The following is a 12,447-nucleotide window of genomic DNA, read 5'->3' on the forward strand; positions in this document are numbered from 1 at the left end:
GCCGGGCTCATCCCCAAGTCTCCCGATATCGGTTGCGATGAGTAACCCTGACAACCCCCGAACGGGGGGTGGGGCGAGCCCTACCCCCGGCCGCGGCTCAGCCCAGTCTGGCCACTGCGGCCCGCAGTCTGGCCAGGTCACGCCGCCGCCGCTCGTAGCTGGCGGCGAGCCCGATCAGTGCCAGCCCACCCGCGCCCAGGTAGATCCACCGGGGCAGCAGGTCCCAGCCGCGGGCCAGCTCGTGCAGGGCCAGCACCGCCAGCACTCCGCCGCCGAGCAGCACCGGGGCCTGCCAGCGCCGGGTGGCGCCGGCCAGCACCACGCCCAGCGCCGCCCCGCCGAGCAGTAGCCTCCGCCACGGCTGCGGGTCCGGCCCGGCCAGGACCGACGCAAGGCTCGGCAGCAGCGCCGCGACCAGCCCCGGACCGAGCGCCAGCCAGCTGGTCAATCCGGGCCGGGCACGCAGCGCCAGCAGGCCCGCGCCGAGGGCGAGGGCCGCAGCCGGGAGGGTGTACGCCTCCAGCACGGTCACCCCACCGGCGGCCAGCAGCACCCACGCCCCGAGCAGCTCACTACCAGCGGCGATGCCGGCGAACGCCCACCGCCGGCCGGTGGGTTCGCCCCGGCGCAGCAGCCGCAGCGCGACGGCGACGCCCCAGAGCACCAGGACCGTGGCGACGTGCCGCGCCACCTCGACGGCGAGCAGCGCCGCCACCGACGCCACCGCCTGCGCGGCACCGTCCAGGACCCGCCCGACCCGGCCTCGCGCCACCGCCGTCGCACCCGCCGGAGCGCCCACCGCCCCCGTTGCGGACCCGTCGGTGGGCGCTCCTGCCGCCGGCCTGATCGCGACGGCGCCGGCCAGGACCAGCGCCGCCACCACCAGCAGCGGGTACGCAGCCGCCCGCAGCGGCAGCCCGTCGGCGAGCGGTACGGTCACCGCCAGCGCGGACGCCGCCCCCACCGCGGCGAGGCAACCCGCGACGCGTACCTCGACGACCCGCGCCCCGACGGCGACGGCCACCGCCGCCACCAGCAGCACCCCCTCGGTACCGAGCGTGCCGGCCCGGGTGGCCAGCAGCCCCACCGCGCCGGCGGTCGCCAGCACCGCCCCCACCGGCACCACGAGCGACGCGAGCGCCCGGCGGGGCGCGGCCAGGGCGGCGAGCACCAGGACGGCCACCCCGGCGACCAGGACGGCCGCCGGCAGCACCGGCCACGGAGCGCCGACCGCGACGAGGAGCACCGGCAGCGCGCCCCCGGCGAACGGCAGCGCGGCCAGCAGTGGCGGACGGACCCCCAGGCCACCCAGCGTGGCGGCTACCGCCACCGCGACAAGCGCCAGCGCGGCGGGAAGCGCCGCCGGATCGGCCACGACCACGGGCACCCCGGACCAGACCGGCACCGGACTCCCGTACGGCGCGGCGAGCGCGCCCAGCACCGCCGGCAGCGCGGCCAGCACCGCCACCGCCGCCAGCATGCCGCCGGCCACCACCAGCGCCCGCGACCGGCTGCTCGTCGGTTCCGGCCGGACAACGAGCGCGACGGCCAGGGCCGCCAGCGCGGCGTACAGCGCAAGCGGCTCGTGTCCCGCCACGACCAGCGGCGCGAGCCCGGAAACGGTGATCGCGACGGCGGCACCGGTCACGGCGTACCCGGTCAGCTCCACCCGGTGGCGACGCGCCGCGCGCAGCGCGACCAGCGGCAGCACGGCGGCGACCAGTGCCGCTCGGGCCTGCCACCAGGGCGGCGCCCCTGCGGCGAACAGCGCCACCGCGGCGATCGCGGGTAGCGCGAGCTGCGCGACCAGCAGACCCGTGCCGGCCACCCACCGGTACGGTCCGCCGGCCCGCCGCACGGCCAGCGCCAGCCCGACCACGCAGAGCGTCCCGAGCGCCACCAGGGCACCGGCCGGAGCCGCCAGGGCCACCAGCAGCCCGTGCCCGAGCAGGACGGCGCCGCCGAGCGCCCCGGCGATCAGCGTGACGGTGCGGGCCGCCGGGCGGGCCAGCACGCCGAGCAGCAGCGCCACCCCGCCCACCAGGTCCACGGCCAGCACCGCCGGCCAGGTCGCCGCCCAGCCGGCGGGCAGGGCGAGCAGCACCGCCACCACCCCGGCCGTGGCGAGCGGCATCCGCGCCTCCCGGGGCAGCAGCAGCGCACTCGCGCCGACCGCCAACGCCAGAGCTGGCGCGAGCTGCCAGCCCCAGTCCAGGTCCGGCCCCGCTTCGGCACCGCCCCAGGGCGGCAGCGACCGGGCTCCGACGGCGACCGCCAACCCGCCGGTGACCAGCACCGCCGACTGCAGCGTGCCCGCCACCACCAGCAGCGCCCCGGCGCGCGGGCCGGGCCGCCAACCGGCCGGCAGCAGTCGAACGCCGCCGGCCAACCCGAGGGCCACCGTGGCCGCCGCGATCAGCAGCAGCGACGGCCGCACCTCGTCCACCGGACGCAGCAGCGCGGCGGCGAGCACCGGCACCACCAGCCCGGCCGCCACCGTCTGCAACGCCGGTCCGCCGACCAGCCGGGCCGCACCGAGCCCGGTCAGCGCGACCAGCAGCAGCGGCGCCCCGGCCAGCAGCGGGGAGCCCTCCGCCCGGCCGAGCAGCAACGGCACCAGGGCGCAGCCGGCGGCACCGACCAGCGCGACGACGTGCCCGATCCCGGCGAGCACCCGCCCGGCGAGCTGGGCCGGCGCCTGGCCTCCGCGCAGCGCGGCCAGCACGGCCAGGTCCAGCAACGCCACCCCGAGCAGGACCACCGTCCAACCAACCGATCCCGGCCGGGCCTCGACGGCGACCAGCGGCACCACCGGTTGGGCGGCCAGCAGCGCGGCGAACCAGGGCCCGGTCAACCGGCTCCACCGGGCGTACCCCGCGGCGACCGCCGCGCTGGCCCCCCCGACCAGCGCGGCGTACCTGCTGCCGGACCAGCCGGCCACACCCGCCAGGTCCACCGACCAGGCCGCGTAGCCGTCCAGCACCACCAGCAGCAGCCCCACCGCGGCGAACGTCTCCGCGGTGCCACGCAACCCCCGACGGACGGCCAGCGGTGGGACACTCAGGACGAGCGCGGTGACCCCCGCCAGGATCAGGGCACGTCCACCGACACCCACCGCCGCCCACGCCACCGCCGTGAAGACCACCGCCGCGGTGCCCAGGAGAAGTCCACCGAGGACGAAGAGCAGGCCCTGGATCGTCCGCGTCGAGGTCTCCGCCGCGCCCGGTGCCGAGGAACCCGTACCGGCCGCCGGCCGCCCCGACCCGCTCAGCGCCGCCGGCGGTGCGGGGGGCACCGCGACGGACGTGGCCGCCCCGGCGCGGACGAGTGCCGCCAACTCGGCTCGCCGCTGCGAACTGGCCGTCAGCCGCCCGGCCAGCTCGACGTACGTCCGGCGGGCGCGCTCCACCTCCGGGGCGAGCCGGGCGACCTCCCGACCCAGCCGGACCACCTCGGCGGCGACCTCGTCGGGCGGACGGCCGCAGCCGGCACACCCGGTGCTCAGGTCGGCCGGGGCGCCGCAGGCGGGGCAGGGATAGCCGGTGTCATCCACCCGGTCATTCTCGAAACCCGGCGGGGTGCCGACCCAGAGTGCGCGTACTCAGGACGGGTGTGCTCGTGTACCCAGGTGGCTGGCCCGGATCTGGTCCCCGACCGCAACCTACGCGCCGGCCTCCCGGTTGGCGGCGATCCAGGCGTCGATACGCGCCCACCAGTCGTAGAGCCAGTCGATGCGTTCCTGCCGCCCGGTCGGCACGTCCTCCGGTGACACCGACCAGAACCGCATCACGATCCGCTTGTCCATCGGCAGTTCACGCCACACGTCGGCGACGGTGAGCATCCGGTCCAGCCCGGTGTGGGCGACGAAGACGACCCCGGCGTCCGGGGCGGCGTCCAGCGCGGCGAGCATCCCGCCGGGCTGCGGGGCGAGCACGTGCCGCATCCGTTCGGCGCGCAGCGCCATTCGCTCCAGGCCGAGGGAGCGCAGCCGGGCGATGGCGCGCAGTCGACGTTTCGGAGTGAAGTTGCCACCCTCCGGGAAGATCACGAAGGCGTCGTTGTCGTCCAGGCCGTCGGCGAGGTGCCCGACCTGGCGTACCGTCTCCTCGCCCCGCTCCGGCGTCGGCGCGATGAAACGGTTGGGCAGCCGGTTGAGCAGCACGTCGATCGCCGGGTCCCACTGGAGGCTGTCCTTGAGCACGATCCTCGGCTCCCGGTGAAACCAGTTGACCAGCCCGTGGATCAGGATGAACGAGTCACCCGGCCCGGCATGCCGGCAGAGCACCAGCTCGGGCCGGCCCGGCAGCGCGGTGTCCGGGTCGGTGCCCACCACGTCGATGCGCAGGCGCAGCGTCCAGCGGGCCTGCCAGAACAGCACCCGCAGGAACCAGCCGGCCAGCACGTAGTGCGCGCGTTGGAAGGCCGGCGACCGGCTCCGCCAGCCGAAGCCGGAGGCGACCCAGAGCCCGAAGAGCGCGAGCAGCGCGGCGGCGTCCCAGACCAGGTACACACAGCCGATCCAGAGCAGCCGCAGCGGGCGCAACCGGCCCGGGACCAACGGGGAGGCGGCCGCGGCGACCAGCGACCAGACCGGCAGCGTGGTCACCACGGCGACCGCGAGCAGCACCACGCCGGGAGCGAACAGCAACCGGCGCAGCCACCTCGGGGGCAGCGGCATCACCGCTCCACATGGGTGGCCAGATAACGCCGGGAGGCGGTGTACGCCCGGCTGATCCGTCGCCCCACCGCCGCCACGTCCCGGTACGCCCACGGGGTGTCGTCGCGCGGGTTCAGCCCTCCGGTCGGCAGGACGTGCACCTCCACCCCCTCGGGTAGCGCGGCCATCTCACGAAAGAACCGGTGCCGGCGGGAGATCTCGAACGCGACCTGGGCGATCTCCCACGGCCGTCGGGGCGGTGTCAGCTCCCGTTCGATCCGTCCCACCTGGAGGACGAAGATCTGACCGGCGCCGGCGGCCACCGCCTCGCCGATCGGGATGGAGTTGACGATGCCACCGTCCACGTAGTGCGCGCCGTCGATCTCGGTGGGCGGGAGCAGGCCCGGCACCGAGGCCGACGCCAGCACGGCCGGAACGACCGGTCCGCTGTCGAACCAGTGCTCGGCGGCCCGCTCGATGTGCGCGGCGCAGCAACGGAACGGCACCCGCAGGTCGGCGAACGTGGTGTCCACCCCCAGCTCGGATTCGAGCAGGCGGCGAAGCGGGCGGGGTGAGTGCAGGTGGGTCCGGGCGGCGAAGCGGCGCAACTGCCGGGCGACCGAGTCGCCGTACACCTCGCTGGCCTCCGGCGAGGCCCAGAGCCGGACCAGCCGGTCGGTCACCGCCTCCGACGGGTCGGCGGCGACCAGCGCGCCGTTGACCGCGCCGATCGAGGTGCCGAGCACCAGGTCGGGTCGGATGCCGGCACGGAACAGTGCCCGCAACATGCCCACCTCGACCGCGCCGAGCACACCTCCACCGCCGAGCACGAATGCCACCGGTCCCCCCGCCATGCCACTCATCCTGGCACGGCCCCGCCGCCGAGCGGTGGGCCACGTCGCGGGGACGCTCGGCGCACGGCGGGGGCCGTCCACCGACGACGGCGTTGACAGGCAGGACACATTCGCGCAACCTGATACCGCTCCCATCCCGAGGCAGGTGCGATCCGTGAAGGCAGCACTGCATCCGGGCCGGTTGCTGGCCCGCAGGTACCGACTTCTCGACCAGATCGGCGCCGGCGGCATGTCGGTCATCTGGCGCGCGCACGACGAGGTGCTGGACCGGGTCGTCGCGCTCAAGGTGCTCGCCCCGGCCCTGGCTGCCGACGCCCGGTTCCGGGGCATGGTGCGCGAGGAGGCCCGCGCCGCCGCCCAGCTGGTGCACCCGCACGTGACGTCGGTGCACGACTATGGCGAGACGGTCGACCCGGACGGTTCCATCACCTCGTTCGTCGTGATGGAGCTGCTCAACGGCGAGGAGTTGAAGCTGCGGCTCACCGAGGGGCCACTGCCGTGGGCCGAGGCGGTCCAGGTGGGCGCCCAGATCGCCGACGCGCTGGCCGCCGCGCATCGGCTCGGCATCGTGCACCGTGACATCACCCCGGCCAACGTGATGATGACCGGCGTGGGCGCCAAGGTGCTCGACTTCGGCATCGCCACCCGGATCGGCGCGCCGGACGAGGACGAGGACGGCGGCACCTTCGGCACTCCCGCGTACGTGGCACCGGAACGGCTCGACGGCGCGCCCGCCCAGCCGGCCACCGACGTGTACTCGCTCGGGGTGCTGCTGCACGAGGCGCTCACCGGTCAGGTCCCCTACCCGGCGGACACGTGGGAGCAGCTCGGCGTGGCTCTGGCCGGCGGCCCGCCGCCGACGCTGGCCGACCTGCCGGAGCTGCCGCCGGTCGTGGCCCGGATCTGTCTGCGCAGCCTGGCCCGCGACCCGGCCGACCGGCCGACCGCCCGGCAGCTCGCCACCGTCCTGCGTGACCACCCACTGCCGGCCGACCCGCCGGCCGTTCCCACCCGGGCACCCACGCTGGCCCTGCCGCCGGCGCCTCCGCCCGGAACCACCGCCTCGGTGACGGCAGAACCCGGCGTACCCGGGCCGGACGTAGCCGGGCCGGACGTAGCCGGGCCGGACATAGCCGGGCCGGACGCACCCGGGCCGGACATAGCCGGGCCGGCCCGGCCACGCCGACGGCGGCGGGCGCTGCTGCTGGTCCCGGCGGCCCTGGCAGTCGCCGTGGCACTGACCGTCGCGACCCTGCTGCCCGAGCAGCGGCCGACGACGCCCCGGACACAACCCACCGCCAGCCCGGTGGCGCCCGCGTCGAGCGGCCCGCCGGCCGTCGAGCCGTCCCGCCCGGCCGCGTCCCCGTCGGCCGGGCCGAGCGCCGGCTCGCCCTCCTCGGCGCCGGGCACGCTGGTGGAGGTCGCCAACCGGGTGAACGAGCTGATCGGCGCCGGGTTAGACGCCGGCGAGATCCGGTCCGACGTCGGGCTCGACCTGCGCAACGAGCTGCGCAACCTGACCGCGGCCGTCGGCTCCGGGCGCAGCGACCTGGCCCCGCCGGTGGCCCGCCTGCGCGAGAAGGTCGCGGTCCGGCTCGGTGAGGGTGGCATCAGTCCGGCGTACGCGGAGCGGCTGGACGCCGCCATCGCCGAACTGGGTGCGGCCCGGGTCTGAGCCGATCAGGGGCAGTGCGACGGTTGGGTCAGCGGATCGCGACCCGGGCCGGCTCGCGGACACCGTGCCGACCGGCGACGACGCGGCGGTAGACCTTCTCGTAACCGGACGCCATCCGCTCGACCGAGAAGTTCTCCGCCACGTGGGCGACACAGTCGTCCGGATCCAGGTGCTCCGCCGCCCGGAGGGCCTCGGGAAGTTCCTCCGGCCGCTCGCAGACCAGCCCGGTCAGCCCGGAACGCACCAGCTCCGGCACCGCACCCCTGGCCAGCGCGACGACCGGCGTACCCGTCGCCATCGCCTCCACCATCACCATGCCGAACGGCTCGTCCCACTGGATCGGCATGATCAGGCATCGGGCGTCGACCAGCATCCGCAGGGTCTCGGCACGGCCGGCGTTCTGTACGACGGTGACGTCCTCGTCGACCAGTGGCGCGACAACCTGCTCGTAGTAGCGGCGCTCGGCCGCCTCGTTGCACTTGCCGGCCAGCAGCAGCGGCAGTCCGGCCGCCCGGCACGCCCGGATGGCGACGTCGGGGCCCTTGTCGGGGCTGAACCGGGCCAGCCACAGCACCGGCCCAGGGCCGGGCGTGGTCTTGCGGGGAAAACCGCTGATGTCCAGCGCGTTGTGCACGGTGCCAGCCCACGGCAGGAACGGGTTGAGCTGGCGCTGCGCGTGGGAGATGGCCACCAGCGCCACGCCCTGGTCGACGTCGCTGAGCACGGCGCCGTACTCCCCCACCGGGTTGCCGTGCACGGTCGCCACCGTCGGCACGGCACGGCGGCCAGCCACCAGCGGACCGATCGTGGTGTGGTCGTGGATCACGTCGAAGTCGTCAGCCGTGATCATCTGGTTCACCCGCGCGAGGTGGGCCAGTTCCGGGAGCGACTCCCCGAGCCGCTCGTACTGGACCTCCGCGATGGTGGAGACGAAGCGGTCGGCCGCGGTGCCGTGCTCGTCGCCGGCGCCGAACAGGGTCACCGTGTGCCCGCGCCCGGTCAGCGCGTCCACCAGGCCGGCAGCGACCTGTTCCAGGCCGCCGTAGCCGGGCGGCGGCACGGACAACCAGGGCGGAACCACCATCGCGATGCGCAACGGCCGCTCCGGAGGGCGGTCGGCGGGCAGGTGGTTCACGGCCACGAGTCCTCCCCGATCATCCCCGGTCGACCGTCGTCGCCGGTCGGCGGCGATTTCCCGGTGGCGCCGGCAGTAAACCGGACAAGACGGACGCTCACCCGCCGACCAGGAGCTGGTCGTGGACCACCCGTACCCCCGGGGCGGACCAGGCCACCCGCTCGACCTGGTCACGTTCCCACCAGGAGCGAACCACCCCGGCGAGGACCAGGGTGTCGCCGTCCACCTCGACGGTCACCCGATCCGCGCCGATCGTGCGCAGCAGAGCCCGCTGGACGTCCCGCCGCAGCGGCTCGGCGGCCAGCGGCGCGGGCGGTCGCACCTCCACCAGGTTGGTGATCCCCCGCACGCCGTCCAGCCGGCGCAGTTCCCCCTCGGCGCTGCGCCGCTGCCAGCCGAACTCGACCTCGCCGCGAAGCATGAGCCACCCGTTGGCGACGGTCACGTCCAGCCGCTCGGCGGGCACGAAGCTGTCCCACTCCAGGGCCCGACTGGCGGCGATGGCGATCTCGGCGTCGGTACGCCCCGGTGTGCCCGGCAGGCGCACCTCGACGGCGTCCGCCACCGCCCGCACCCCACGGACCCGCTGGGCGCAGCGGGTTGCCGCCCAACTCCGGGCGGCGCCGTCCACGAAACCGGTCAGGGTCACCACCCCCTGGTCGACGGTCACGCCGATCTCGTACGACTGCACCTGCGCGTCCCACGCCAACTCGGCCAGGACGTCACGCTGGATCCTCTGGTCGTTCCGGACATCCGTCTCGACGCTCATGGCATCCACCCCCCGTACGGTTGCGGGCTCGCCCTTTCGAACCTGCCGGACACACGGGTGACGGCGGTCCACCCGATCCGGGTGAACCGCCGTCGAGGCGGAAGAAGCGGCGGGTGACGGAGCCAACCCCCTTGGCCCCGCCACCCGCCGCCGGAGGGAGGAGGCAGGTTCAGTTGTCGGTTACGACGTTTCGGAAAGCGTGACGGTTGCCGACTTCTCCGTACCGTTTCGCTTGAACTGCACCTCGACCCGGTCGCCGACCTTGCCGGCCTGCACCGCGCCGACCAGGTCGTCGGAGTCGTTGATCGCCTTGTCGCCGAACCGGGTGACGACGTCACCCCGCTGGAGGCCGGCCTTCTCGGCGGCGCTGCCCGGGGTGACCGACGCGACGACCGCGCCGCCGCCCTCGGCCTGGTTGACACCGACCCCGAGGGACGGGTGGCTGACCTTCTCGCCGCGCTGGAGCTTGCCCGCGACGTCCTTGGCCTTGTTGCTGGGGATGGCGAACCCGACACCGATGTTGCCGGTGCTCTGCCCCGAGGTGGCGATGGCGGTGTTGATGCCGATCACCTCGCCCCGGGTGTTGACCAGGGCGCCGCCGGAGTTGCCGGGGTTGATCGGGGCGTCGGTCTGGAGCAGGCCGGAGATCGAGCTGACCGCCTGGCTCTGCTGGTTCGGGTCCTGCTGCTGACCCTCGCCGGCCCGGATGGTGCGGTCCCGGGCGCTGAGGATGCCCGAGGTAACCGAGCCCTGCAGGCCGAGCGGGCTGCCGAGCGCGAGCACCTGGTCGCCGACCTGCATGGCGTCGCTGTCACCCAGGGTGGCCGGCTTGAGGTCGCTCACCCCGGTGGCCTTGACCACGGCCAGGTCGGTCTTCGGGTCGGTGCCGATGATCTTCGCCTGGGCGTTCTTGCCGTCGGCGAACACTACCTGCACGGTGTCGCCGGTGGCGGAGGCGACCACGTGGTTGTTGGTGAGCACGTAGCCGTCGGCACTGAGCACCACCCCGGAGCCCTCGCCGCTGTCGGTGGCGATGGAGACGACGCTGTCCTGCACGGAGGCGGCGATCTTCGGCAGGTCGGCGCTGTTGAGCACCGGGGCCGCCGAGTAGGTGCGGGTGACCCCGCCGCCGTCGCCGTTGAGGGCGAGTGCGAGCGCTCCACCGGCCACGCCGGAGCCGAGCATCAGGGCGAACACGGCCACGCCGGCGCCGGCGAACTTGGCGATCCGGCCGGGCCGGGGCCCGCTGCCGGGCGGCGCCGTCTGCGGACCCCACGGCGGCACCGGCTGCCCGGGGTGCGGCGGGTATGCCGCGCCCGGCTGGCCCCCGCCGGCCCAGCCGGACTGCTGCTGGCCCGGGTACCAGGGGGCGCCGGGGTACCGGCCCGCGGTCGGTTGCGGGTAGCCGGGCTGGCCGGGGTGGCCGAGCTGGCCAGGGTGGCCGGGGTGGCCGAGCTGGCCAGGCTGGCCGAGCTGGCTGGGCTGGCCGGGTGCCGGGTGGCCCGGGACCGGGTACGGCGGGGCCGATCCGGTGGCGGCCGGAGGCTCGTACCCGGTCGGCTGTGCGGCGGTCGTGGTCGCCGCGTCCCCGGTGGTCGAAACGACCGGAACGGGGGTGGTCGGGGAGTCGGACTGCACGCGCTCGTCGCGCGGCAGCTCGGCGGTGGGGTGCGACGGCTCGGCGTCGGTGGCGGCCGGCTGGCGCTGCGGGTCGGACTCGAACTCGGTCATGCCACTACCTTCTCCCCGTGCACTGCGACCAACCTGGAACGGCCCTGGAAGTTGGCTGAAAGTCACTCGCCCACCCCGTCGACCTGGGGCACCTGGGGCAGACGGACGCGGAAGGTGGCCCCGCCGCCGGGAGTTTCGGTGACCTCGACCGAGCCGTGGTGGGCGGCGACCAGCGCCGCCACGATCGCCAGGCCGAGGCCGGTGCCGGTGTTGCCGTCGGCCCGCCGCGTCCGTGCGGCGTCGGCCCGATAGAACCGCTCGAACACCCGTTCCGTCTGCTCCGGGGAGAGGCCCTGCCCGGTGTCGGCCACCTCCACCACGGCGAGGTTCCCCGGCTCGGCCCGCAACCGGAGTTGAATCTCGGCGTCCGGTGGGGTGTGCGTCAGCGCGTTCGTGACCAGGTTGCCGATCACCTGACGCAGCCGCGCGTCGTCGGCGTAGACGACGAGCGGGCCCGAGCCGGGCTCGATCTCCAGCTCGATCCGCCGGTCGGGCGCGATCGCCCTGGCGGCCTGCACGGCGTCGCTGGCGAGCACCGGCAGCTCGACCGGTGCCAGCGAGAGCGGCCGTTCCCGGTCCAGTCGGGCGAGCAGCAGCAGATCCTCGACGAGCAGTCCCATCCGGGCCGCCTCGTCCTCGATCCGGCGCAGCAGGCCGGCGGTCTGCTCCGGCGCCCGGGCCGCGCCCTGCCGATACAGCTCGGCGAAGCCGCGGATGGTGGTCAGTGGGGTACGCAGCTCGTGTGAGGCGTCCGCCACGAACTGCCGCATCCGCTCCTCGGAGCGTCGGGCCCGCGCCTCGGACGTCTGGGCGGCGGCGGCCGCGTCCCGGGCGGTGCTCTCCGCCGAGCGCGCGGCGGTCTCCGAGGCCGCCCGTGCGGTGAAGGCCGCCTCGATCTGGGCGAGCATCGTGTTCAGCGCGCGCGAGAGCCGGCCCAGCTCGGAGGTGGGCTGCCCCTGCCCCTCCTCCGGGTCGGGCACCCGGCGGGTCAGGTCACCGCCGGCGATGGCGGCGGCGGTCCGTTCGATCTCCACCAGCGGCTTGAGGCTGGTCCGCACGATGGCCGCGCCCACCGAGGCCAGCATGATCAGCACCGCGCCGCCGACCAGCAGGTCGATCCAGACCAGGCGCTGCACCGCCCGGTCCACGTCGGTGAGCGGCTGCCCCACCGCCAGCACCTCGTTGTTGGGCTGCGCCGCGTAGTACAGCCGCCAGCGGGTCCTGCCGTCCTGCGAGACGGCGTCGAACGGCTTGCCCTCCAGCTTGGCGAAGCCGGCGACGTCGGTCGGAAAGCGGGGCAGTTGCGCCGGGTCGAGGGTGTACTGGTCGTAGCTGGGTGGGCTGACCGCGCTCGGAGTGGCCAGCACCACCACGTAGTCGCTGGGCAGCATCGCGTCGACCTTGCGGGTACGCAGGGCCGGCAGCAGTGGCCCGATGGCCTGGGTGGTGCCCTGGAGCTGCGCGTCCACCTGATCGACCAGATAACCGCGCAGGAAGAACGTGGTGAGCGAACTGATCACCAGCAGCGCGGCGGCGACCAGCGTCAGCACCGAGGTCACCAGTTTCACCCGCAGCGGCACGCCTCGCAGCCGTCCCTTCGCCTGCTGGACCGGGTTCACCGAGGCC

8 protein-coding genes are annotated in these 12,447 nt (G+C 75.1%); 1 reads left to right on the plus strand and 7 read right to left on the minus strand.

Translation table 11 applies throughout. The annotated features are described in order from the left end of the window. Positions 1 to 97 precede the first annotated feature (97 nt). The 3 genes from ACLJN9_RS14095 to ACLJN9_RS14105 all read right to left on the minus strand — a co-directional run bounded on the left by ACLJN9_RS14095 (position 98) and on the right by ACLJN9_RS14105 (position 5,511). On the minus strand, positions 98 to 3,553 hold the full coding sequence (locus ACLJN9_RS14095) for an SCO7613 C-terminal domain-containing membrane protein (RefSeq protein ID WP_410811724.1): 3,456 nt from the start codon (positions 3,551 to 3,553) through the stop codon (positions 98 to 100). A 108-nt stretch (positions 3,554 to 3,661) separates the two neighbouring features. Continuing rightward, the gene (locus ACLJN9_RS14100) at positions 3,662 to 4,678 is read right to left on the minus strand and encodes a 1-acyl-sn-glycerol-3-phosphate acyltransferase (protein ID WP_410811725.1); all 1,017 of its coding nucleotides are present in this window, start codon (positions 4,676 to 4,678) and stop codon (positions 3,662 to 3,664) included. Further along, positions 4,678 to 5,511, minus strand: coding sequence for a patatin-like phospholipase family protein (locus ACLJN9_RS14105; protein WP_410811726.1), 834 nt, complete (start codon positions 5,509 to 5,511; stop codon positions 4,678 to 4,680). Before ACLJN9_RS14105 ends, ACLJN9_RS14100 begins: the two co-directional genes overlap by 1 nt. A 154-nt stretch (positions 5,512 to 5,665) precedes the next feature. Between ACLJN9_RS14105 and ACLJN9_RS14110 the strand changes: the two genes are divergently transcribed. Continuing rightward, entirely contained in the window at positions 5,666 to 7,186 is a 1,521-nt protein-coding gene (locus tag ACLJN9_RS14110) for a protein kinase domain-containing protein (protein ID WP_410811727.1), read from the plus strand. 28 nt (positions 7,187 to 7,214) lie between these two features. On the opposite strand, the gene ACLJN9_RS14115 is transcribed toward ACLJN9_RS14110, so the two are convergent. From ACLJN9_RS14115 to ACLJN9_RS14130, 4 genes are all read right to left on the minus strand, one after another. Further along, complete coding sequence (locus ACLJN9_RS14115) at positions 7,215 to 8,270, minus strand: glycosyltransferase family 4 protein (protein WP_410811993.1); 1,056 nt, start codon at positions 8,268 to 8,270, stop codon at positions 7,215 to 7,217. Between the two features lie 148 nt (positions 8,271 to 8,418). Further along, on the minus strand, positions 8,419 to 9,090 hold the full coding sequence (locus ACLJN9_RS14120; RefSeq protein ID WP_410811728.1) for a BON domain-containing protein: 672 nt from the start codon (positions 9,088 to 9,090) through the stop codon (positions 8,419 to 8,421). 180 nt (positions 9,091 to 9,270) lie between these two features. Beyond that, on the minus strand, positions 9,271 to 10,821 hold the full coding sequence (locus ACLJN9_RS14125; RefSeq protein ID WP_410811729.1) for a trypsin-like peptidase domain-containing protein: 1,551 nt from the start codon (positions 10,819 to 10,821) through the stop codon (positions 9,271 to 9,273). 62 nt (positions 10,822 to 10,883) lie between these two features. Then, positions 10,884 to 12,440, minus strand: coding sequence for a sensor histidine kinase (locus tag ACLJN9_RS14130; RefSeq protein ID WP_410811731.1), 1,557 nt, complete (start codon positions 12,438 to 12,440; stop codon positions 10,884 to 10,886). Between the last annotated feature and the right edge of the window lie 7 nt (positions 12,441 to 12,447).

The sequence above is a fragment of the Micromonospora sp. 067-2 genome (assembly GCF_046549295.1).
GTDB lineage: Bacteria > Actinomycetota > Actinomycetes > Mycobacteriales > Micromonosporaceae > Micromonospora.